The sequence below is a fragment of the Niallia yueguangensis genome (assembly GCF_052663115.1).
Genome location: NZ_JBQTCX010000002.1, coordinates 199,111 through 222,981 on the forward strand (window position 1 = coordinate 199,111; position 23,871 = coordinate 222,981).

General features: G+C 36.8%; 21 protein-coding genes and 1 pseudogene. 17 read left to right on the forward strand and 5 right to left on the reverse strand.

The features are described 5' to 3' along the window. Nucleotides 1-237: 237 nt before the first annotated feature. Nucleotides 238-1,470, reverse strand: a complete 1,233-nt coding sequence (locus ACTYA4_RS02595) for a Zn-dependent hydrolase (protein WP_443482076.1) — start codon at nucleotides 1,468-1,470, stop codon at nucleotides 238-240. 731 nt (nucleotides 1,471-2,201) lie between these two features. On the opposite strand from ACTYA4_RS02595, the gene ACTYA4_RS02600 reads away from it, so the two are divergent. From ACTYA4_RS02600 to salA, 5 genes are all read left to right on the forward strand, one after another. Next, nucleotides 2,202-3,575: an NAD(P)-dependent oxidoreductase gene (locus tag ACTYA4_RS02600; RefSeq protein WP_443482141.1), complete on the forward strand. Its 1,374-nt coding sequence runs from the start codon at nucleotides 2,202-2,204 to the stop codon at nucleotides 3,573-3,575. A 35-nt stretch (nucleotides 3,576-3,610) separates the two neighbouring features. Then, nucleotides 3,611-4,891 carry an NAD-dependent dihydropyrimidine dehydrogenase subunit PreA gene (gene preA / locus ACTYA4_RS02605; protein WP_443482077.1) on the forward strand — a complete coding sequence of 427 codons (1,281 nt, stop codon included), beginning with the start codon at nucleotides 3,611-3,613 and terminating at the stop codon, nucleotides 4,889-4,891. Nucleotides 4,892-4,943: 52 nt separating this feature from the next. Beyond that, the gene (gene hydA, locus ACTYA4_RS02610; protein ID WP_443482078.1) at nucleotides 4,944-6,362 is read left to right on the forward strand and encodes a dihydropyrimidinase; all 1,419 of its coding nucleotides are present in this window, start codon (nucleotides 4,944-4,946) and stop codon (nucleotides 6,360-6,362) included. A gap of 141 nt (nucleotides 6,363-6,503) precedes the next feature. Continuing rightward, nucleotides 6,504-6,725 carry a hypothetical protein gene (locus ACTYA4_RS02615; RefSeq protein ID WP_443482079.1) on the forward strand — a complete coding sequence of 74 codons (222 nt, stop codon included), beginning with the start codon at nucleotides 6,504-6,506 and terminating at the stop codon, nucleotides 6,723-6,725. A 227-nt stretch (nucleotides 6,726-6,952) separates the two neighbouring features. Beyond that, nucleotides 6,953-8,002, forward strand: a complete 1,050-nt coding sequence (salA, locus tag ACTYA4_RS02620) for an iron-sulfur carrier protein/transcriptional regulator SalA (protein ID WP_443482080.1) — start codon at nucleotides 6,953-6,955, stop codon at nucleotides 8,000-8,002. Between the two features lie 440 nt (nucleotides 8,003-8,442). Here the strand turns inward: salA and ACTYA4_RS02625 are convergent, their stop codons facing one another. Then, nucleotides 8,443-8,997: a hypothetical protein gene (locus tag ACTYA4_RS02625; protein WP_443482081.1), complete on the reverse strand. Its 555-nt coding sequence runs from the start codon at nucleotides 8,995-8,997 to the stop codon at nucleotides 8,443-8,445. 510 nt (nucleotides 8,998-9,507) lie between these two features. On the opposite strand from ACTYA4_RS02625, the pseudogene ACTYA4_RS02630 reads away from it, so the two are divergent. The 11 genes and pseudogenes from ACTYA4_RS02630 to ACTYA4_RS02680 form a co-directional block, all read left to right on the forward strand. Further along, a pseudogene (locus tag ACTYA4_RS02630) lies at nucleotides 9,508-9,618 on the forward strand (cupin domain-containing protein); the annotation flags it as partial. Between the two features lie 321 nt (nucleotides 9,619-9,939). Then, nucleotides 9,940-11,022: a sensor histidine kinase gene (locus ACTYA4_RS02635; RefSeq protein WP_443482082.1), complete on the forward strand. Its 1,083-nt coding sequence runs from the start codon at nucleotides 9,940-9,942 to the stop codon at nucleotides 11,020-11,022. Then, nucleotides 11,022-11,597, forward strand: a complete 576-nt coding sequence (locus ACTYA4_RS02640; RefSeq protein ID WP_443482083.1) for an ANTAR domain-containing response regulator — start codon at nucleotides 11,022-11,024, stop codon at nucleotides 11,595-11,597. Before ACTYA4_RS02635 ends, ACTYA4_RS02640 begins: the two co-directional genes overlap by 1 nt. An 85-nt stretch (nucleotides 11,598-11,682) precedes the next feature. Then, nucleotides 11,683-13,122 carry an ethanolamine ammonia-lyase reactivating factor EutA gene (locus tag ACTYA4_RS02645; RefSeq protein WP_443482084.1) on the forward strand — a complete coding sequence of 480 codons (1,440 nt, stop codon included), beginning with the start codon at nucleotides 11,683-11,685 and terminating at the stop codon, nucleotides 13,120-13,122. Nucleotides 13,123-13,320: 198 nt separating this feature from the next. Then, on the forward strand, nucleotides 13,321-14,691 hold the full coding sequence (locus tag ACTYA4_RS02650; protein WP_443482085.1) for an ethanolamine ammonia-lyase subunit EutB: 1,371 nt from the start codon (nucleotides 13,321-13,323) through the stop codon (nucleotides 14,689-14,691). Between the two features lie 18 nt (nucleotides 14,692-14,709). After that, a complete protein-coding gene (gene eutC, locus ACTYA4_RS02655; RefSeq protein ID WP_443482086.1) occupies nucleotides 14,710-15,423 on the forward strand; it encodes an ethanolamine ammonia-lyase subunit EutC in 714 nt (237 codons plus the stop codon). Between the two features lie 15 nt (nucleotides 15,424-15,438). Next, complete coding sequence (gene eat / locus ACTYA4_RS02660; RefSeq protein ID WP_443482087.1) at nucleotides 15,439-16,818, forward strand: ethanolamine permease; 1,380 nt, start codon at nucleotides 15,439-15,441, stop codon at nucleotides 16,816-16,818. A gap of 231 nt (nucleotides 16,819-17,049) precedes the next feature. After that, a complete protein-coding gene (locus tag ACTYA4_RS02665) occupies nucleotides 17,050-18,009 on the forward strand; it encodes an alpha/beta fold hydrolase (protein WP_445505476.1) in 960 nt (319 codons plus the stop codon). A 395-nt stretch (nucleotides 18,010-18,404) separates the two neighbouring features. Next, nucleotides 18,405-18,818 carry a MarR family winged helix-turn-helix transcriptional regulator gene (locus ACTYA4_RS02670; RefSeq protein ID WP_443482089.1) on the forward strand — a complete coding sequence of 138 codons (414 nt, stop codon included), beginning with the start codon at nucleotides 18,405-18,407 and terminating at the stop codon, nucleotides 18,816-18,818. Between the two features lie 28 nt (nucleotides 18,819-18,846). Continuing rightward, complete coding sequence (locus ACTYA4_RS02675; protein WP_443482090.1) at nucleotides 18,847-19,245, forward strand: DoxX family protein; 399 nt, start codon at nucleotides 18,847-18,849, stop codon at nucleotides 19,243-19,245. 76 nt (nucleotides 19,246-19,321) lie between these two features. Next, nucleotides 19,322-20,260 (forward strand): ring-cleaving dioxygenase, encoded by a 939-nt coding sequence (locus tag ACTYA4_RS02680; protein WP_443482091.1) that lies wholly within the window; start codon nucleotides 19,322-19,324, stop codon nucleotides 20,258-20,260. 204 nt (nucleotides 20,261-20,464) lie between these two features. Here the strand turns inward: ACTYA4_RS02680 and ACTYA4_RS02685 are convergent, their stop codons facing one another. The 3 genes from ACTYA4_RS02685 to ACTYA4_RS02695 all read right to left on the reverse strand — a co-directional run bounded on the left by ACTYA4_RS02685 (nucleotide 20,465) and on the right by ACTYA4_RS02695 (nucleotide 22,433). Then, nucleotides 20,465-20,758, reverse strand: coding sequence for a hypothetical protein (locus tag ACTYA4_RS02685; protein WP_443482092.1), 294 nt, complete (start codon nucleotides 20,756-20,758; stop codon nucleotides 20,465-20,467). A 170-nt stretch (nucleotides 20,759-20,928) separates the two neighbouring features. Continuing rightward, on the reverse strand, nucleotides 20,929-21,402 hold the full coding sequence (locus ACTYA4_RS02690; RefSeq protein WP_443482093.1) for a GNAT family N-acetyltransferase: 474 nt from the start codon (nucleotides 21,400-21,402) through the stop codon (nucleotides 20,929-20,931). Between the two features lie 332 nt (nucleotides 21,403-21,734). Next, nucleotides 21,735-22,433: a DUF4386 domain-containing protein gene (locus tag ACTYA4_RS02695; protein ID WP_443482094.1), complete on the reverse strand. Its 699-nt coding sequence runs from the start codon at nucleotides 22,431-22,433 to the stop codon at nucleotides 21,735-21,737. A gap of 92 nt (nucleotides 22,434-22,525) precedes the next feature. Here ACTYA4_RS02695 and ACTYA4_RS02700 point away from each other — a divergent pair, with 92 nt between their 5' ends. Then, the gene (locus tag ACTYA4_RS02700) at nucleotides 22,526-23,395 is read left to right on the forward strand and encodes a helix-turn-helix domain-containing protein (protein WP_443482095.1); all 870 of its coding nucleotides are present in this window, start codon (nucleotides 22,526-22,528) and stop codon (nucleotides 23,393-23,395) included. The last annotated feature ends 476 nt before the right edge of the window (nucleotides 23,396-23,871 follow it).

Consider the following 23,871-nt stretch of genomic DNA (forward strand, 5'->3'; position numbering starts at 1 on the left):
TAGAAATAGAGCGTATTTGATGAGTAGCTTTCTTTTCCTATGTTGTATCAACAGTAAGGGAATATACGTGCTCGTCTCATAGAAAAGAGCCTGAAAAGTTTCACAGGCTCTCTAAATCAATATATATTGCTAGATTAATTAACAATATTATTATTATCCACTATAGTTGGTCGTTTGGGGATCATCTTATGTGTCTATACATTTTCATATTTGGGTGAGAGTAAATTTATTTAATGGTTAAATAGATAACATCGTTAAAACAGTTTCCAGCAATACGTTTACTCCTTTTTCACAGTCTTCCCAGGAGGTGCTCTCTTCTTCACAATGACTCTTTCCATTTATACTTGGTACAAAAAGCATAGCTGTTGGAATAAAACTAGCTATGAATTGGGCATCATGACCAGCACCGCTAGCCATTCTTTTAGAAGAATAACCTAATAATTTTGTAGATTGTTCCATTAAATCACAAATTTCTTTGTCAAACCAAACAGTGTCACGATTCCAAAGTTTTTTTGTTGTTATTTTGCAGCCCTCACTTAATGTTGAATGTGGCAACTCTTGTATGATTTCCTCAACCATTCTTATAATCTCTGGATTTTTGTGCCTTGCTTCTAGAGAAAATACAACTTTATTAGGAATTACGGTGTGTATATTAGGGAGAACGTTGACTCTTCCTATTGTGTATACTAATTCATGGTCTATAGCACTCAATTTATCACGAATCTCCGTTATTAAATTATTTGTCGCAAATAGGGCATCTTTTCTCATATCCATGGGAGTAGTCCCTGCATGATCAGACTCTCCTGTAACTTCTATCTCATAACAAACCATTCCTAGTACGCATTCAACAATACCAATAGAAAGAGATTCCCTTTCGAGAATTGGTCCTTGTTCTATATGTAATTCTAAAAAGGCGGCAGCTTCTTTTAAACGATTACCTGCTTCACCAACGTAACCTATGGAAGATAAGGCTTCCTTAAACGTAATCCCATCTGTATCCACTTTATTTAACATAACTGACTGTTCGAATTTCCCTGAAATAACACCCGATGCCATCATTGATGGCTCAAATCTAGCTCCTTCTTCGTTTGTAAAATTAACAATGGTTATTGGGATCCTAGGTTTAATCTTATTCTCTACCAATGTTCTAACAACTTCTAAACCAGCTACAACTCCAAACACTCCATCAAATCGCCCGCCTTTTTTGACGGTATCTAAATGTGATCCCATTACGATAGGAGGTTTATTTTCAATACCCTCAAGTGTGGAATAAATACATCCAAGATCATCAATCTTAACAGTCATACCTAAATCTTTACAACAAGAACAAAAGTAGTCTCTAACTAAACGATCCTCCTCGGATAATGAAAGTCTTGTTACTCCATTGTTTTCTGTCCTTCCAAAGTTTGCGAAACGTTCAAGTTCAATCTTTAATCGTTCTCCATTAATAGATAATTTTTGTTTTTGCATAGTATCACTCCTGTTTAAAAGTCTAAAGTTTAATTAGAGTTTTTTTTTCAATAAAATCCAGATCTCTAATTATTTAATTTTTAGAGAAGGAATTTTCTAAAAATTCATAATATGATAATAGTCATTTAATAATCTTATGTCAATTGTATTTGTTCGTTTAATCATATATTTTTATATGCAATAAATAGATGAAAACATAATAATTTAATTTATCGGAAACGATTTTTAGTGCATAAACAAAAATTGAATGCCAAGAAACATGCAATTGCATTGGATATAAATCTGTAGAATGCCTTATTAGTTAAGACTAAATTCCACCTTAAGTATACTTATTTTTAAAAAGGTATTACCTAAATCTTAAATTTAGGATGAAAGAATCGAGTGAAAAGGATGTCTAATTTTCATAGAGAATTCATTTTTGGGAAATATAAAAATTGTTTGCGGAATAATTATATATTATTTATGCAATTAATCATGTTGACAATGAATTAATAATACAATATTATAATATTTATATTTTTCGAAAAATTTAGCTTATTATATATTTTAGTAATTTTATAATTTCATATTTAGAATTTTAAGGAGGTGAGAGTGAAAATTTATTGGGGAAATTTCAGAGATTAAAAAAGTTTTATAATTTTTGGGCAGCTTAAGCGGACAGGAATTGTGGATAAAAAAGAAAATAACATGTTATATAAAATTAAATTTGTAAGGAGGGTCTCATTATGCATATGAATAGAATTAAAAACAGAACGATTTCACTAGATGATTTGACAAAAAACTTTTCTGAAATGGAGCCTGATTTAACGGAGAAAGAAACGTTGGAGGAAGCGAATCGGTGCCTTTATTGTTATGATGCACCTTGCATTAAAGCATGTCCAACAGGCATTGATATCCCTTCTTTTATTAAAAAGATTGCTTCAGGGAATTTAAAAGGCTCTGCACGAGTAATTATGGAGGCAAATCCTGTTGGTGCTACGTGTTCGAGAGTATGTCCTACAGAAGAGTTATGTGAAGGAGCTTGTGTACTAAATGATGCATCTCTTCCAATTATGATTGGAAATCTCCAACGCCATGCAACAAATTGGGCTATTAAAAATAACGAACTACTGTTTAAACCAGGTAAATTAAACGGAAAAACCGTAGCTGTTATAGGCGGAGGTCCTGCGGGATTATCAGCAGCTCGAGAGCTTGCGCGTTTAGGATATAAAGTTACCATTTTTGAAGCGAAAGAAAAAGCAGGAGGATTAGATACATATGGCATAGTTTCCTTTCGATTGCCACAAGAAATTTCCCTTTGGGAAGTAGAACAAGTGGAAAAGCTTGGCGTTGAAATCCAAACAAATGTAAAAGTTGGTCAAGATATACAGGTTGATGAAATTGTAAATCGTTACGATGCTGTCGTTTTAGCAATTGGCATGTCAAAAGTTCCAATGCTTGGACTTGAAGGAGAGGAATTAGAAGGGGTATATGATGCTATTCAATTTGTAGAAAGCACGAAAGTCCCACCACTTAGCGAGCAATTTATCAGCAAAAAAATTGCAGTAATTGGAGCTGGCAATACAGCTATTGATGCAGCGACATGTTCGGTGCGATTAGGTGCAGAAAAAGTACAGATGGTCTATAGACGTACAGAGGAAGAAATGACAGCATACGATTTTGAATTTGAATTTGCCAAGCAGGATGGTATTGAATTTAGATGGTTGACACAGCCAATAAAAATTATTGGAGATGAAAGCGGCACGGTGAAACAGCTAGAATGCATCAAAATGGTGCTTGGAGAACCAGATAGTTCTGGTCGCCGTCGTCCTGTGCCTGTAGAAGGATCCGAATTTGTAATGGAAGTTGACGCGGTGATTAAAGCTGTCGGACAAAATCGTTATATAGAGTTAATTGAATCATTGGGCCTTAAGCATAACAGAGGGATTGTGAAAATCGATACAGAAACCTTTCAAACTTCTAATCCTAAGGTATACGCTGCTGGAGATGTTATCTTTGGAGATGGACAAGGGGAAGCAATGGTTGTCACAGCCGCACAACAAGGTAAAAAGGCTGCTCATGCTATTCATATGAATTTCTTTGGTTCCGTTATCGCAACAGTTTAAATAAATATTGTTTCATAAATAAAGGAGGAAGTAATATGGCAGATTTACGTGTTAATTTTGCTGGCATTAAAGCACCAAATCCATTTTGGCTTGCATCTGCACCGCCTACAAATTCGGGTTATCAAGTGCAAAGAGCATTTGAGGCAGGCTGGGGAGGAGCTGTTTGGAAAACACTGGGTGATCCTATTATCAATGTGTCTTCTCGTTTTTCCGCGATGCATTTTAATGGACAGCGTGTAGCCGGATTCAACAATATTGAATTAATTACAGACAGACCACTTGAAGTGAATTTACAAGAAATATATGAAACAAAAAAGAAATACCCGAACCATGCAGTTATCGCTTCCTTAATGGTTGAACCAAATCAAGAGAAATGGCATGAAATTGTGAAAAAAGTCGAAGCAGTAGGCGTCGATGGACTAGAATTGAACTTTGGCTGCCCTCATGGCATGGCGGAACGTGGAATGGGAGCTGCATCTGGTCAAGTGCCAGAGTTAGTGGAAAAACAAACATACTGGGTAAAAGAAGTGGCAACGACCCCTGTTATTGTTAAGTTGACGCCTAATATTACTGATATTACGGCAACTGCATATGCGGCTGTACAAGGTGGAGCAGATGCTATTAGTATGATTAATACGATTAACAGTTTAATGGGTGTAGATATTGATACATGGAATACTGTTCCAAATGTAGGTGGAAAAGGAGCACACGGAGGATATTGTGGACCTGCTGTAAAACCAATTGCATTAAATATGGTGGGAGAATGCGCAAGAGATAACAGGATTAATGTACCAATATCTGGTATTGGAGGTATCTCTAACTGGAAGGATACAGTTGAATTTATGCTGATGGGGTCAGGAAGTGTACAAGTTTGTACAGCAGCTATGCATCACGGCTTTAGAATTGTAGAAGATATGATTGATGGTTTGAATAATTACTTAGATACAAAAGGAATTTCATCTGTTGAAGAGATCGTTGGGAAATCGGTGGAGAAATATTCTGATTGGGGGAACCTGAACTTAAATTATAAAGTGGTTGCTCGAATTAATAATGATGTTTGTATTAACTGCAATAAGTGTCATATTGCATGCGAAGACACATCGCATCAGTGTATTGATATGCTGACTTCAGAAAATGGAAACTCCTATCTGGAAGTTCGTGAAGAGGATTGCGTCGGATGTAACCTTTGTTCCATTGTGTGTCCAGCTGAAGGAGCAATTAACATGATTGAAGTTCCAAACGGAAAACCTATGACTTGGAACGAACGTCAAACAGCTATTCAAAAACTTAACCAAAATATAGTGCATTTGGGCTGATAGTAGGAAGAACAAGCAAGGAATGGAGCATTTTTGGGAGGAGTTGAAATAGATGAAGAAAGTGATAAAAAATGGAACTATTGTAACAGCAGCTGATATATATGAAGCAGATGTTTTAATTGAAGAGGAGAAAATTACTGCGATTGGCTATAACTTGAATGAAGCTGACGCCGAAATAATTGATGCAAAAGGGTCCTATTTATTCCCAGGTGGAATTGATCCTCATACACACCTGGATATGCCATTTGGTGGAACGGTCACAGCTGACGATTTTGAAACAGGAACGATTGCAGCTGCTTATGGCGGAACGACGACAGTTATTGATTTTTGCTTAACGAGTAAAGGAGAGCCATTAAAAAATTCTATTCAGAAATGGCGGAATAAATCAGAGAACAAAGCGGTTATTGATTATGGATTCCATCTAATGATCAGCGAAGTAAACGATAATGTATTACGTGAAATTCCAGAAATCATTGAAGAAGAAGGGATCACTTCTTTTAAAGTTTTTATGGCATATAAAAATGTATTTCAGGCTAGTGATGCAACTTTATTCCGAACACTTATCACAGCGAAAGAGCATGGGGCGCTCGTTATGGTTCATGCAGAAAATGGTGATGTAATTGACTATTTAGTAAACAAAGCGTTGGAGGAAGGCAATACAGAGCCAATCTATCATGCTTTAACAAGACCACCGGAGTTAGAAGGAGAAGCAACGGGACGGGCAGCAGAATTAACAGGGCTTATTGATTCCCAATTGTATGTTGTTCACGTATCATGCGCAAATGCTGTCGAAAAAATTGCAGAAGCCCGACAAAAGGGATATCAAGTATGGGGGGAGACTTGTCCGCAATATTTAGTGCTTGATCAATCGTACTTAGAAAAGCCAGATTTTGAAGGAGCCAAATATGTATGGTCGCCGCCACTTCGTGAAAAATGGAATCAAGAAGTTTTGTGGAATGCATTAAAGAGTGGACAACTGCAAACACTGGGATCTGATCAATGTTCCTTTCATTTTAAAGGTCAAAAAGAGTTAGGCCGAGGAGATTTTTCCAAAATTCCGAATGGAGGTCCGATTATCGAAGATCGCTTTAGCCTATTCTTCTCAGAAGGTGTTAAAAAAGGCCGTATTTCCCTCAATCAATTTGTAGATATAACCTCAACACGAGCTGCAAAACTATTTGGGTTATTTCCTAAAAAAGGAACGATTGCAGTGGGAAGTGATGCAGATATCGTTATCTTTGATCCGAATAAGAAGCGTATACTTTCAGTTGAAACACATCATATGAATGTTGACTACAACCCATTTGAAGGAATGGAAATTACAGGTGAACCAATCTCGGTTTTATCGAGGGGAGAATTTGTAATCCGGGAAAAAGTGTATGTTGGAAATCCGGGAGCAGGAAAATATTTAAAACGAAAGCGATTTGAAGGCAGAAATCAAGAAGAAAATAAATCCGTTCAAAATGTATGAAAATAACTTACTTGAATCAATAGAATTACAGTTGGACGAAATTTGGAAATTGCTTAATCACGTAATATTAAAAGAAATAGTATAAAAAATAAATAATAATCTAAGTTTGAAATATTCGTTAATCGTTAGAGGAGGAAGCGGATGTCTGCATATAAAGAATTTCTAGAGGAGAAAGAGAAACTAGATAAATTGGTTTCCGAGGGGTATCGAATTTCAGGAATAAACGAAAATTTAAGTGGTGCTTTTCTGAAGTTTGAACGTTTGGATAGTAAAGGAACAGAAAAGAAAGAGATTAGTATATTTACAGCAGATGCAAGAAAGCATTTTTCAGCTATCCTTATCGAACAGCAAAGAGAGAGTTAACACGCAGGATTATTTCGATCAAGAGATGGTTTGTCTAATATAAAAAATGACGATCCAATTTTGTAATAAGCATATTATTATAACCGCAGTTTCGGAGTCTTTAAGCAAATTAGGCTTGGATTTTTCGTTAGGGATGTTGCGTATTTCTAGATGAAATATGGATGAAGGCATCCCTTTTTATCTCTTTCAATCTTTAAAAGCGAATACATCTAAGGGGTGAGTGTCTGATGTTATCAAAAGAACAAGTGTTAAATGTATTAGACAAGGTGAAAGATCCGGTTTTACAGAATAGCATAACGGTTCAAGAGGTGAAAATTAAAGAAAATCATGTAAGTATAAAAGTCTTGCTGACAAAAGCCAACTCTTCCGCCCATATAAAAGTTCAACAAGAGATTGTGCGCTTATTAAAGGAAGTTGGTGCTGAAACAGTTGGCCTGCGCTTTGAAGAGTTGAATAAAGAAGATCCTACTTTAGCAGAGAAAAAACAGGTGAAATCTAGTATTCCATCTCTTCTTTCTTCTAACAGTCAGACTTCCTTTATTACCGTAGCAAGTGGAAAAGGAGGTGTTGGCAAATCAACGGTTTCCGCTAACCTTGCTGTAGCGCTCAGCCGTCTTGGCAAGAGAGTTGGTTTAATAGATGCTGATATTTACGGATTCAGTATTCCGAATATGATGGGAATAGAAACAAGACCTGAAATAAAAGAAGGAAAAATAGTTCCTCCTGAACGATTCGGTGTCAAAGTCATGTCAATGGATTATTTTATTGAAGATAATTCTCCTGTGATCTGGCGTGGTCCTATGCTAGGAAAAATGTTAAACAGCTTTTTCAGTGAAGTTGAGTGGGGAGAGCTAGATTATTTGCTGCTTGATTTGCCTCCGGGAACGGGTGATGTTGCTCTTGATGTCCATTCACTGCTTCCAACTTCTAAAGAGATCATTGTAACGACTCCACATCCAACCGCTGCGTTTGTTGCTGTCCGTGCCGGAGTGATGGCTAGGAAATCAAATCATGAAATATTAGGTGTAGTAGAGAATATGGCTTACTTTGAAAGTAACATGACAGGTGAGAGGGAGTATGTTTTTGGTCGTGGTGGAGGAGAAAAGCTGGTAGAAGAATTATCAACTGATTTACTTGGGAAATTGCCGCTTTCTCCACCTAATGATTCCACCGATTTTGCCCCTTCCATTTATGGAACGGAACATCCATTAGCTGAATTATACAAATTGATGGCCGAAAAGGTAACGAAAAAAGCAAAAGATGTCCAGCTTATATAAAGTAGTTATTAAGAATGTATTGATGAGTTCGATAACACGTGAAAAAATAACGGTATTGGTAGTAAGAAGTGATTAGAATGCTGGTGAAAAGATAAGGTAACAGTGTATAATTCGTATATATTTATAAGGGGCTTGGATGAATACTGTAAACTCAAAGGAGGAACTGTCTCAGGAACGTTTCATGTGATCAAAATGGTTGTTCCTCGATAGACAAACGTTTTCAATCAGCATGGAAGTTTGTAGTCTTATTTTTTGATACTATGAGAAGTCAATTGGAACAATTGGCTTCTTTTTTCAGTGTGACAAGACCAATCCAGCGCATATACTAGAAGGGTCCTGCATAATGACTAGCACTTGGAATTTTGGGCATTGTATCTTGACTTTATGTAAAATTCAACTGATAAACTTTCTTTATTCTTTTCTATTTTTGCTGTCTGATGTCATAAGGAGTTGTTGTCCCTTGTTCTTGTTAAGTCCTTGATATTAAAGTGAAAATTAATTTCAATATCACTAATTTGCTGTTCTGGATAATAGGACACATAATAAACTAATTTATCGTCAACATAATAAACAATGCTATCATAATGGTGAAATAAAACATATTCTTTTATTATATTTTTCATTTGCTCCTTTAACTGCAGAGAACCCTGTTTGGATTTTAGGTCTGGAAAATTGTCGTTATGATATTTCCACTCAAAAGCATCCTTTCTCAAGTTCTTTTCAGTATATCTATAATTTAAAATTAAAGGATTTTTCATGGTTAATTGTTGTTTAAGAATGGCTGCTTGTCCAGTTTTTCTTTCAGCTTCTGCATGGCAAAAAGCATACTGGATTGCTAGTTCAATGTCACTTACTAAGTAAATTCCCGACCCAAAAACCGACTTTGCAGCGATTCCTTTCTGAAAACATCTGAACTCAGCACGGTCATATTTTTGCTTATGAATAACTTCTCTTGCTTCTTCAGATCCAATTCCTCGGTATACGATTCTTTTCAAAGATAACACCTCTTTATGCATGTTGTAGATAGAATTACTTATTAGCCTTAAGTATTTGCGGAAAATTTTTAATAAGAGAAAATGACAACTAAATCAATAAGTTACCCCATAATTTATTAATCAAGAAAGTAGTATAATACTCAATAATACTACATTTCTAAATGGAATACATCTCGTATGTTATATTTTCTGACATGGAATATTTAACAATTAAAAGCACAGATATATTAAACTTTATATAGAAGTCTAAGGAAGTTTTGTACAAAAATAAACAATTTCGGATTAATTATAAAGATTAATAATTATTTTATAATATTGAAAATCCTCGCAATTAAAAGTTTTCTTATGTAACAGCTGCCTTCAAGGAGGTAACAATATATGTAAACCAACATTTCTGTTCATATTCTTTTGGTGTTTTGTTGGCTTAGCTACTTCTAGTTTCCTAAAAAGAAGACCTTATACTAGTATCTTCTAGCAGGATCCAATGACAGCCTCTAATTAAAAGGAGGACGAATTGTTGTTCTAGAAGAGGAAGAATTTCATATGAAAGAAGGAGACAGCATTCATTTTCTAAGTACGACACCCCACCGCTACATCAACCGAGGAAATCTATTTGGGTAATGACTACTCCTTAGAAGGGATTAGACTCTAATGTCTCATAATAGAGGAGATATAAAGCAATGACAGAAATCACATTTTTAGCTTCATCAAAACCATTTGAAATACCAGATGAAATCGACAATAATCAAAAAGTTTTGAACGTTTAGAAGATGTTATCTTTTTCACTGTTCATCTAACAAATTACACAAAAACCATGTTAGATTATCTTACGTGGTTTTGGATTTGAAAAATTTTTTGTGATATATTATATCAAATGATTGATAATATTTGTTGGAAACTACATAAAATTCCTCAGAATCTAAGAGAGGACACAGAAGCATCATGAATGGTATTTTAAATATAAATAAAGTGACTAGTCTTTCTAAAGAACAGTGTGATTGTATTGAAAATCTCTCCCGGAATCTTCAAATAATTGCGGATGTTTCTCAAGCTGACATCTTTATTGATTGTCTCTCGCCAGAAGGGAATGCTGCTATTGTTGTTGCGGAGGCACATCCAACTACAACACAGTCGTTGTATAAAAATAGTGTCCTAGGGCAAATTGCGTATGAAGAATCGGAACCAGGTGTTTTATTTAGCTTAAGAACAGGTAAGCCTGTTATTGGTTCAAGAGGTATATCCCAAGAATATGTTGTCATTCAGCAGGATATTGTTCCTATTACTGATTCATCAGGAGGGACTTTTGCTGTCTTAATTAAAGAGCGTGATATTTCATCAGCTGTTCAGACTCAGCAAAAAGTAAAAAAATTGATGAAGGCCGCAAATAGTGTAGAAAAGAAACAGGTTATTCAATCAATTGTGATTCAAGAGATTCATCATAGAGTAAAAAATAATTTGCAGGTTATTTCTAGTTTGCTTCGCTTGCAAATGCGGCGTTCTTCTTCAAAGGATGTCGCAGAGGTCTTTCAGGATAGCATATCTCGAATTTCCAGCATGGCAATGGTTCATGACTATCTAGCACAAAATGGGATCGAAGAAGTAGATGCAAAATTTGTTATAGAGCAAATTGCTTCATTATTAATCTCTTCATCTAGTATCCCAGGACAGGATATTCATGTTTCCGTTTATGGAGATTCTCTACTATTGCCTTCGAATCGGGCTACCTCTGTTGCATTAATTGTCAATGAATTAATCCAAAATAGTATCAAACATGCTTTTGGTTCGCGCAGTAAAGGAATGATTGACATATATGTTAATTGCCGAAAGCAAATGGCAACCATAACTGTTAATGATGATGGCTGTGGAATGGACGAGGCAGTTAGATCTCGTAAAAAGTCTTCTTTAGGATTAAAGCTTGTCGAGCTTCTGGTAGAAGAAGAGTTAGAGGGAATACTGTCCTATTTTCATTCTAATCAAGGAACAAAGGTGTCCATTACTTTTCCAATTATAGACAAGGTGATGTAATGAAACACAAAATTATGATAGTAGATGATGAGCTGATTACAAGGCTCGATATGAAAGAGATGCTTGAAGGTCATAATTATGATGTGGTCGGCGAAGGAAAAAATGGGGAAGAAGCGATAGAAAAAGCATATTCATTGAAACCAGATTTAATTATTATGGATGTTAAAATGCCGCGTGTAGATGGCATTAAAGCCTCTTCTATTATTAAAGGATTTTCGGATTGTGCTATTTTGCTTCTTACCGCTTACAGCCACTTTGATCTAGTAGAAGAAGCGAAAAAAGCAAATATTAATGCTTTTCTAGTCAAGCCAATTAAGGAAAGAGAGTTGCTTCCAGCTGTTGAAATTGCCTTAAATCAACGTGAGCAATTTCTTCTTTTACAAGATAAAATTGATAATCTTGAACAGAAAATGGCTGAACGAAAACTAATTGAAAAAGCAAAAGGCTTGCTTATGCAGCAGCGGAATTGCAGTGAGAAACAAGCATACCATCTCATGCAGAAAGCAAGTATGAAAAAGCAAATTCCTTTAGTAAAGATCGCGAAGGAGATTATAAAACAAGTTCATAAAGCATAAAGCAATGGCGCTTTGCAGCAGCTCTATTCTAATAAATAGAATAGGGTTGGTTCAAGGTGCTTTTTTGTGTTTTAGGAGGGCAGTTATGAGTGATAGATGGATAACAAGTATTGGAATTGATATTGGAACAAGCACAACTAAATTTATTGTAAGCCACTTGCTTATTGGGGAACAGGGTGATCGATTCAGCCTTCCAACATGTCAAATCGTTGACCGCAAAATTATGTATACTAGTCCTATTTATACAACTCCATTAAAGAATGAATATGAAATTGATATGGATCACTTAGCTTCGTTATTAGCCGAGGAGTATGAAGTGTCCCATACAAGCTTGACGGATGTAAAAGCGGGAGCCGTTATTATAACGGGTGAAACGGCTCAAAAAGAGAACGCTCAAACGCTTATTCACTATTTAGCGGACCGTGCAGGTGATTTTGTTGTTGCCACAGCAGGCGCTGATTTAGAAGGGATTTTAGCGGGAAAAGGATCAGGAGCAATGCAGCGTTCCCAAGAAATTGAAGGGGTTGTGGCTAATGTCGATATAGGTGGAGGCACCGCAAATGTTGCGTTATTTCAATATGGAAGAGCCATTCAGTCATTTACTTTTCATATTGGAGGCAGGCTCATACGGCTAAGTGATGATGGGGAAATCCAATACATTTCACCACATATAAAGCCTTGGCTTAAAGCCAATCATTTTAACCTGGAAGTTGGGGGAGTTGCTGATTTTGAAAAGCTTAAACAATTGACCATTTGCATGAACGAAAGTATGCTTTCCTATCTAACTGGTTCACCAAAATTTGAGGCGCAGTTATTGTTGCTAGAGCCGCCTTCTAGAGCGATTTATCCAATCAATGAAATCTTTGTTTCAGGTGGAATTGGTCAAATGATGGATGAACAAATCAGTCAACTAAAAGAAGTGACAAAGCATGGAGATATGGGACCATTACTTGCTACTGTGTTAAAGGCTGTTGCTCCAAAATATGTGGTGCCAATCAAAAAAGCAGCTGAAACGACACGAGCTACTGTCATTGGAGCTGGAATGCAAAATACGGAGGTAAGCGGTGCAACCGTGTTTGTTGAGGATTCTCTTTTGCCGCTTAAAAATATTCCGATGGTAAAGGTGCCTGTCGCAGAAAACGGAAAATGGCATAGCGAATCCTTTCAAATCCGTTTACAAGATGCCGTAGTCCAAGCAAAGAAACTATATGATGAGAAGCAGGATCCTCCATTTGCGATTGCTTTATCATCCGTTCCATATTGCACATATAAAATGCTGCAGTGCTTGGCTCAATCGCTCTATGAACAGTTTACCACTAATTTTCCAGATGCAGGAAAGCTGGTGGTCATTTGTGAAAATGATATGGCTAAGGCGTTAGGACAAGCTTTGGCGAAAAGGGGGAAACAGAAGCTTCACGTTATTTGCATAGATCAAATTGATTTCACTTACGGAGACTACATTGACTTAGGGCTGCCCGTAGCCAAAGAGGCAATTTCGATTTCGATTAAAACGTTGGCTTTTTAATGGAAAAGGGGACGGAGCTACGTCAATTTAATGGGAACAAAACGACCGATAGTGCTTAGTAGCTTGTTTTTTACCCTTATTAAGGTTGGAAGCCGCCTTTATTAGGTTAGAATCTGCCTTTTCCATGTTAGAAGGTGAAGACGAGGAACGCGTCTTCATGTGAATTTTGTAAAATGAAAATAACCTGAGGTGATATTAATGTATAAAAAAACGAATCTATTAGGCAACACCTATCAGTTTCGTAGTTTAAAAGAAATCATGGCGAAAGCGAATGAAGAGCGTTCGGGCGACCAGCTAGCAGGCATTAGCGCTGAAAATATGAAAGAACGGATGGCAGCAAAGATCGTATTAGCAAACATCACGTTGGCAGAAATTCGAATTCATCCATTGCTTCCTCCAGAACAGGATGAGGTTTCAAGAATCATTGAGGAAAATGTCGATGAAAAAGTTTATGAGACTGTTAAAAATTGGACAGTGGCTGACTTGAGAGAGTATATCCTAAATGATCAAAAGAGCGGCAGCGACCTTTTGTATCTCAGCAAGGGATTAACAAGTGAAATGATTGCCGCTGCGGCAAAAATTATGTCCAATTTGGATTTAATTCAAGCCGCTTCCAAAATAAAGGTCATTACCCATTGTCAAACAAAAATTGGCCAAAAAGGAGTATTGGCTTCACGAGCACAGCCAAATCATCCATCTGATCATTTACATGGGATGCGTGCATCCCTGTATGAAGCGTTGAGTTATGGAGTAGGGGACGCTGTGATTGGCATTAATCCGGTGATTGATACGACGGATAATATTTATGGTCTATTATGTGAAACGAAGGATGTGATCAACCAGTTTGCGATTCCAACCCAAAACTGTGTGTTGTCCCATGTTACAAGCCAAATGAGAGCGATTGAAAAAGGAGCTCCTGCTGATCTTATTTTTCAAAGCTTAGCTGGCACACAGGCTGGCAATGAATCATTTGGAATCTCTGGTTCTATGCTAAATGAAGCATCAGAGCTGATTCGTGAAAAAGGATCTGCAGTTGGTCCAAACCGGTGGTATTTTGAAACTGGCCAAGGTTCTGAATTATCCGCTGAAGCACATTTTGACATTGATCAAGTCACGCTAGAGGCAAGGTGCTACGGACTTGCAAAACATTATCAGCCCTTTATGGTAAACACAGTTGTTGGGTTTATTGGGCCGGAATATTTGTATAACAGCAAGCAAGTAATTCGTGCAGGGCTGGAAGACCATTTTATGGGAAAAATGCATGGTTTGCCGATGGGGGTGGATGTTTGCTACACGAATCATATGAAAGCAGATCAAAATGATATGGACAATCTTAGCATGCTATTGACCTCAGCTGGGGTCAACTTTGTCATCGGTGTGCCAATGGCAGACGATTGTATGCTGAATTACCAATCGTTAAGCTACCATGATATTGCGACACTACGCAGTGTTGCTCGTTTAAGTCCAACTCCAGAATTTTCACGATGGCTTGAAAAACAAGGAATTACAGAAGGAGGAAAGTTAACCAAGATTGCTGGTGATCCTACTTTATTTTTAAAAAAAGCATAAGTTTAGGAGGGGAAAGGTATGAGAAAGTTTGAAGAAATGGATCCTTTGTTAAATTTGAAGAAATTTACTCCAGCTCGAATTGGAGTTGGAAGAACAGGGACAAGGCCTTTAACAAAAGACTATTTATCATTTCGAGTTGATCATGCAGCAGCTGTTGATACGGTATATGGGGAAGTTTCAAACGAGTTGCTGGAACAGTTAAACCTCTTTTCCATTGAAACTTGCTATGAAACGAAAGAAAGATATCTACAACGTCCTGATCAAGGGAGAATTTTATCAGAAGAAGGGAAAAAGACGATTCAAGCGCGTTGTTTGCAGCATCCTCAAGTCCAAATTGTCGTCTCAGATGGATTAAGTGCCAATGCAATTGAAGAAAATATCATGGATGTCTATCCAGCATTGCTTGATTCACTAGATTCCTATGAATTAAAAGCAGGAACTCCTTTCTTTGTTAAAGGTGGAAGAGTTGGGTGTATGGATGCAATTGGAGAAATAGTAAAACCAGAAGCTTTTATTCTATTAATTGGCGAGCGTCCTGGATTAGTCTGCGCCCATTCTCTTAGTGCTTATATGTGCTACAAGCCGCGAAAAGGAACGAAAGAGTCTGACAGAATGGTGATCTCCAATATTCATCGAAGAGGGACTCCGCCTATTGAGGCAGCTGCTCATATGGGGACGATTATTAGTCAAATGTTGAAACAAAAAACAAGTGGCGTAGGCCTAGTTATTTAAGGGGGAAGAAAGTATATGCAAACAAATGAGCTGAAAAAACATTTAAAACCGATTCATTTATGGGCGATTGCGGTAGGGATGGTTATTTCTGGACAATATTTTGGCTGGAATTATGGATTTGAACAAGGTGGAATTATTGGCTTAGCCATTGCAGTTGTTATTGTTACAGTTTTCTATACGACGTTTATTTTTAGCTATTCAGAGCTGTCCACTTCTATTCCAAATGCTGGCGGACCGTCTGCGTATGCGAGGCGTGCATTAGGGCCTTTCGGTGGATTTATAGCAGGGATCGCTTGTTTATTAGAATTTGTTTTTGCTCCTCCAGCTATTGCGGTTTCAACAGGAGCCTATCTTCACTTTTTAATTCCTGCCATTAATCCAGTTTATGCGACAGTTGGCGTGTTTATCTTTTTCATTTTAATTAATTTAATCGGAGTGAAAGAAGCAGCAGTAATTGAATTAGTTGCAACGATTGTAGCTTTAATTGGTTTGGCTATTTATTATGTAATGGGATTGCCTCATGTTAAAATGAACAATATTTTTAATGATGCTTCCTTTGTAAACGGGGGAACAGGCATCTTTGCAGCGATACCATTTGCTGTTTGGTTTTATTTAGCGATTGAAGGCGGTGCTATGGCAGCGGAAGAGGTAGAAAATCCAAAAAAAGATATTCCAAAAGGATTTATTAGCGGGATTTTAACATTAGCGATAGCGACGTTGTTTACGTTATTTGTAACAGCAGGTTTAGGAGGCGGAAGCGGAAAGCCAGCCGATTATCCATTGCCACAAGCATTATCATCTGTATATGGAGAGGGCAGTGTGATTCCAACCGTTGTAGCGATTATTGGCTTATTTGGATTAATTGCCAGTCTGCATGGGATTATTTTAGGCTACTCAAGACAAACTTACGCGTTGGCAAGGGACGGTTATTTCCCACGTGTGCTAGCTAAAGTCAATAAAAAGGGCGTACCTGTTTGGGGTCTATTATTGCCGGGAGCTATTGCTGTCATTTGTGCAGGTTCTGCAACATTTGCCAATGCTTTAATTATTTTATCTGTCTTTGGTGCTGTCATGATGTATTGCATCAGTATGATATCACTCTTTATTTTGCGTAAAAAAGAACCGAATCTGGAACGTCCATTTAAAGTAACCTATCCAATTGTTCCAGGAATAGCTCTAATACTTGGTTTAATCTGTCTATATAGTATAGTAAGATACAGTGTCTTTACCACTTCAATGTCCATTTTTGGAATGGATGTTTCCTTAACGAATGTAATTGGCATTATTTTTATCGCATCTATTTTGTATTATTTTGTTTATGGTGCAAAACAAATAGAACCATTATCCATCACCGAATCGTATATGATTTCAAGAGATGAACCAGCGGAAAAATAAAGATAACTTTCTTTAATATGAAATAAATTAGACGAAAAAATAACCGTCCCTAAATTGAGGTGATGGTTATTTTTTTATATTTTTATAGTTAAGATTATTTTTCGCTCAAATACGCTGAGGATAGAATTGAACTTCGCTATTTGAATTCTTCCACTTTTTTCTTGAACTATTTTGAATAAAGGAGTATGACATAAATAGGTAGTAGAAAAAGATGAAAGGAAGTTAGTTTAGATGCCACTAATTGATATTCCTTTAGAAGAATTAAAAAGATACGAGGGCAGAAATCCTCGACCAGCAGATTTTGATGACTACTGGGATCGAGCTCTTGCAGAAATGAGATTGGATGATGCAAATGTTGAACTTATTCCTAGTGAGTTTCAGGTTCCTTTTGCTGATTGTTATGATCTATATTTTACAGGTGTACGAGGAGCGCGGATTCATGTTAAATATGTGAAACCAAAGGAATTGCCTAAACCTCATCCAGCTGTTATTCAATTTCATGGCTATTCTGGCAACTCTGGCGATTGGTCTGAAAAATTAGTATACGCTGCTCTTGGATTTTCGGTATTTGCGATGGATTGTCGAGGACAAGGCGGGAACTCAACTGATTCAGGAGGTGTCAAAGGAAATACTTTTCAAGGCCATATTATTAGAGGGTTGGATGACGAACCTGATCATTTATTATTTCGTCATATATTTCTAGATGCTGCACAGCTTGCTTCCATTGTCATGAATTTGCCCGAAGTTGACCCTGATCGTGTTGCCGCTACAGGATGGTCACAAGGCGGGGCTTTAACGATTGCGTGTGCAGCGCTTGAACCACGAATTAAAAGGTTAGCGCCAGTCTATCCCTTTTTAAGTGATTATAAGCGGGTATGGGAGATGGATTTGGCAGAAAATGCTTATGAAGAGCTTCGTACTTATTTTCGCAAGTTTGATCCTCAGCATAAAAGGGAAAAGGAGATATTTACAAAGCTTGGTTATATTGATATCCAACATTTATCTTCAAGAATTCAGGGAGAGGTTTTAATGGGAACGGGATTGATGGATACGATTTGTCCTCCATCTACGCAGTTTGCTGCCTATAACAAAATAAATTCTCCGAAGCGCCTAGAGATATTTCCCGATTTTGGACACGAAAATCTTCCTGGACTTAATGATATCATCCTGCAATTTTTGAAAGAGATTTAAATAGAAGTAAACGCATGTATAACACATGTATTTCAGACTGTAGACAACCCTCTTATTAAGGTGAGTTTTCCTACAGTCTTTTTTGGCTCTTTTAAACTTAGCTGTTAATTTCGACTCCAGGCGTACGCTTTCCGTGGGCGGTTCGAGAGCCTCCTCTGTTGGGTCTCCCTTTGACTCGTTTATACCATAGGAGCTGTATACGACGAGGAGGAGGCTCGACGCTTGCTAAACGGACAAAGTGTATACAGGCTGCGCGTTTAAAAGCAACAATCTATACGAAAAAAGCATTTTTTTAAAAAAAATTTTCAAAAGGATTGACTTTATATAATCTCTGTAATATTATTATCTCATATTCAAGATAATTTAATTCGAGATAAATTGCTAGGGGGGCTGAGATGAATGAAGAATTAGCGCTTAAAACTTCTGCGATGCTTTTTAAAGCAGCAAGGTCCATTCAGAATAAGATGAAAATCAATTTACAAAAATACGGTTTAACATTAACAGAGTTTTCAGTATTAGAAATACTGTATCAAAAAGGGAAACAAACGGTTCAGCAAATTTCAAAAGGCGCTTTCCTTGCAAGTAGTTCGATGACCTATGTCATTGATAAGCTGCAGGAAAGAGAGTTATTAGAACGAACTGATTGTCGCAAGGATCGAAGAACTGTTCATGTGTCTATTACGGTTAAAGGGAAAGCCTTAATGGATCGATGTATTCCTGATCATGGAAAATGTATTCAGGCGCTTTTTCGAGAAATAAATCTTGAAGAGAAAAAAATAATCATTAGCTTACTTGAAAAAATGGGATAAAAAACATATTATTTAGGAGGAAAAAAAGATGATGGATTTAGGATTATTAGTTATTCGATTGGTGATTGGATTATTATTTATTGGTCATGGTGCTCAAAAGCTGTTTGGATGGTTTGGCGGCTATGGTTTAAAAGGAACAGGCGGATGGTTTGAATCCATTGGGATGAAACCTGGTTACACAGTAGCATTATTCGCTGGATTATCAGAGTTAATTGGTGGAATTTTATTTGCAGCAGGGTTGCTGACACCTATTGGAGGAATTCTTATAGCAGCAACAATGGTAATGGCAATTGCAAAGGTTCACGGTGCAAATGGGCTTTGGGCAACTCAAAATGGATATGAGTATAACTTAACATTAATAGCAGCAGCGATTGGGATTGCGCTTATCGGTCCAGGTCAATATGCAATAGATGCTTTTTTATTCTAAAATATCTCGAAATGAAGATACTTTAATTTGAAATAAAAAAGGGGTCAGACCCCTCAAAAAGAAAGGATGAAACAAAATGTCAAAACAATCAATGGGTATTCACCATATTACAGCTATTGTCGGCCACCCTCAGGAAAATGTCGATTTTTATGCAGGAGTGTTAGGGTTGCGTTTAGTAAAGCAAACCGTGAATTTTGATGATCCGAAAACATATCACCTTTATTTTGGAAATGATGGAGGAAAGCCAGGAACGATTATTACGTTTTTCCCATGGCCAGGCGCGCATCGCGGAAAAATTGGAGATGGGCAAGTAGGAGTGACATCTTATGTCGTTCCAAAAGGCGCCTTAGCATTTTGGGAAAAAAGACTCGATCAGTTTCATATTTCATATAGCAAAATGCAGCGGTTTGGAGAGGAATATTTAGAGTTTGATGATCCACACGGATTGCATTTGGAATTAGTGGAAAGAGAAGAAGGGGAAAACAATACTTGGAGCTTTGGAGGGGTGACACCTGACGTAGCGATTAAAGGATTCGGAGGAGCGGTGCTTTTGTCAGCAAAACCAGAACAAACAGCTGAACTGCTAGAAAGCGTCATGGGTCTTACAAAAGTTGGTGAAGAAGGAGATTTTGTTCGCTTCAGAGCCTCTGGTGATATTGGGAATATCATTGACTTGAAATTAACTTCCATTGGCCATGGAAATATGGGGGCCGGTACGGTTCATCATATTGCATGGCGTGCAAAAGATGATCAGGATCAATTAGACTGGAAGAAACACGTAGAAAAAAACGGGTATGACGTTACACCTGTTAAAGATCGAAATTATTTCAATGCCATATACTTTAGAGAGCATGGCGAGATTTTATTTGAAATCGCTACAGATCCTCCAGGATTTGCCCATGATGAATCAGAAGAAACAATGGGGACGGCATTAATGCTGCCATCGCAATATGAACCTTATAGAGAAAGAATTGAACATGCTTTGATTCCAATTGAAGTGAAGGGGTCAAAGTAATAGGAAAGGGGTCAGGGCTCGTACGCCTGACCCTTGTTGCTTTAATGTAAAAGTGAATAATTAAAGTAGCCTTTGGCGGTTGTTTCTGCAAGGCTATTCGTATGTGTTTGGATTGTTATAGTGTAGGATATATGTGAACCTTCAGCCGAAGAGGTTACTTGGTGCCTTAGGTTTGCTACCTGAGGTTCTTGAAAGGAGGACAATTTATTGCTTTTCATTTAAGTAGTCTAATACACTTTGATGTTGTTTTTGAATAGTAGAAACTTGTTTGATTTCGCTGCTTAATTCTGTTTTTGTTTCATCAAGTTTTTTCATCATGCTTCCGTAATAGAATCCAACTTCTTTTCGCATTTCATTCTGATCTGCAATTAGAGCTTTTTGACCTTCCTCCAATGATCCCATTCTATTGTCTAATGAATCAAATCTATTTTCTAATGAACCAAATCTATTTTCCAACGAATTTAATTGGTTTACAATTTGCTTTAAAAATTCTTCCACGATATACACCTACTTTTTTAAGAGTTTATTATAGCCTCCGAGTTTATTTATGTCTAAGTTGTCATTGAGACAACTACTAGACTAGTGAAATTATTGCCATACTTAACGCAAATCAATCTAAGTGCTGCTATGGTAAAAAGTTTACTTTTATACCACAGTAGCACCTTGGTTTATTTGTTTGACATTTTCTTATAAATGTCTTTTTGAGTAATCTCCATAAATAAATGTTGGTTTTCAATGAAGTTAAAGTTGTATTGCTTATATAAGCCATGGGCATCTTTAGTAGCTAATAAGATTCTTCGTACTTGTTGAATCTCTGGATAGTTTACCATGGTATGTACTAGCCATTTCCCTAAACCAAAACCTCTAAATTCTGGCAATATAAATACATCCGCTAAATAGGCGAAAGTGGATAAATCTGTAATAATTCTTCCGAATCCTACTTGCCTTATTAACTGCTTTGAAGGAACTTCCTCTTCGAATACACCAAAAGCAATGGAATTTTCAATCGATTTATTTACTAGATGTCTAGGTATTCCTTTTGACCAATAAGCCTCATTATGTAAGTAATTAAAAATCATTTCTTTGTCCAAAGAATTTTTATTAGTCTCTATTTTAAATCCTTCTCTACTGTATTGACTCATAAATTCTCCTCCTCAAGTAAAGTGTCATCCCCCTCATATAAATACAATCCTACCATACTTATATTGAAATAAGCTCGTCCGTCCCTTTATAGCGGGACGATTCTCACCATATCTAGTTTTTCAGCCGTGCGGCAAATCCGTTGACATACCTTTTCTTTTTCTTAAAGAATGGCTTCATCCTTCGTTCTGCCGAATCTACCTGTACTTCAAACCTCATAGTCTGTCAGTCATGACGTATGCAGGAGTATTGACGGGATGGTTTCAGGAAACATGGTTCCGTCATTCCCATCCTCCGTTGCTTCTCCATTAGTAATAAATTTAAAAACATAACATTAATTCGCTTCTAGTTTTTCAAGTTTTTGCTTATGAAAGCCCTTCACAATTAACCAGATTGCCAAACTCATCTCATAAATGCCCACGGGTAGAGCAAGGAGTCCTTTTACTGCAGAGAAAGGCTCTACAATGCCAAACATTTCTAGTAAGCCAGCTATGAATACTAAAACAGCTGTAATCATACCAAATAGCGCTAACTGTTTGGGCACTAAACCTGTTCTAAAGAGTAAATAACTATACATGATTGTATTTATGCCCAACATGAAATTCGGACCTAACATAAAAGTCCAACGATGAAAACCTTGCAACACTAAACCTAGAGTGAGAAGATTTTCTTCACTCGCTAAACCCTCTGCTGCATAATATATACTTAAATGCAATAATCCTAGTATACTTACCACACCTATTGCAATAAAAACAGCTTCCATAAATCGAAAACAAAGGTACCCTAATGCAATATGTTCATTCCAACGTCGAATATAAGGAAACAGCATAACCGCTGTCCCAATTGCCGTCACTACGAGCAAAAGATCATTTATTACACCGACCAAAACCTTCGTTTTAAATCCATTCGCCACAGTCTTATACCATTGCTCTGACAATACGGGTTCATAAAAGACAACAGCTATGATTGAAGCAACCGCAGCTACTATATAAAAAATACCTATTATAATTCCATTTCTTCTGTCTTGTGTCATTATTTTACCTCCTAGAAATAATTACTTACCAAAGTTCATATGTTAAACTAGTTATAAAATATTTTGAAAAACACTTGATATAGGGTGATATCATGGAACACTATGAAGTAATAGAAGATGCTTTAATATATATTGAGAAAAATATACAACAGCCTTTATCACTGGAGTCTGTTGCCAATACCTTCAACATGTCCAAATACTATTTTCATAGACTTTTTTCTGCCATGATGGGTTGTTCATTAAACAATTACATACTATCCAGAAGATTGAATACATCACTAACATTTATTCAGAACGATAACTTATCTCTAACAGAGATTGCTTATCAGCTCAACTTTGGAACTCCATCATCATTCACCCGCGCTTTCAAACGCCAATACGGTATAGCTCCAAGCACGTTAAGGGCAAAAGGTCAGACCATATCTCAGGTGCCTATACCAGCAGTCGTGAATAGATCCATTAAAAACATCAATGGTGATGTTGTTACCGACTTCACCTTGACGGAATTCGAAACAATTACAATATGTGGCGTAGCCTTTGAAGTTGATCTAGCTACTGACGATTACAAAACGAAGATTCGTTCTTATTCAAACATGCTCTTGAATGACATTGATGCAACAATAAATGGTTCATGTTATGTCATCTATTCAAACTGTCAACCAAATTCAACCCGTTTTAAGGTTTTGTTCGGGATTCCGCATGATATACAAATAGATAAACCCCATTATTTTACCGTTGATGTCCCGAAACTCTTTTGTGCCAAATTCAAATATTTTGGTGATCTTCTTGAGATAGGAGATGTTTTCATTACCGATTTTGCAAGGTTTTTAAAAATTTCAAAGCATGAAACGGAGAATTCACATATCGAACTTATACAAGTTTTTGATAACCTTCATAATCTTAATTCAGCCTATCACATCTATGTACCTATCAAAAAACTGCCTATTGATTCAGAATTTTAATTTCGCTTTACTCCTTCATTCTATTTCTTTTATTTATTTTGATATTAATAAATTAACAAAATATTGTTCGATAGACTTTCCAAATCTTGCTGTAATAAGTTAGAATCAGAATAATTTTCTGTAACGAAAAAAGGCACCTCTTTTGAGATGCCTATAAGTCGACTATTATAGCTATTTTCTTGTTCAGCAAAATAAAGTGTCCATCCTACCAATCTCCTCTTCACCAATTATAATGTCACTAAATATTCACATAAGAAAATAGAAACATAAATAGTAATTAGTACTCAGCAGACTGAATACACGTAGACTCCTGTGGGAATGCGAGAAAGACTGAGCGTATGCGACGAGGAGGCTCGACGCTCGCTAAACGGACGAAGTGTATTCAGGCTGCGCGTCTAAAAGCAACAATCTATAATATAAAGAATGGAGTATCATGTTTAAAATATATTTACAAACCGCTGGTCGGTTTGTATAAT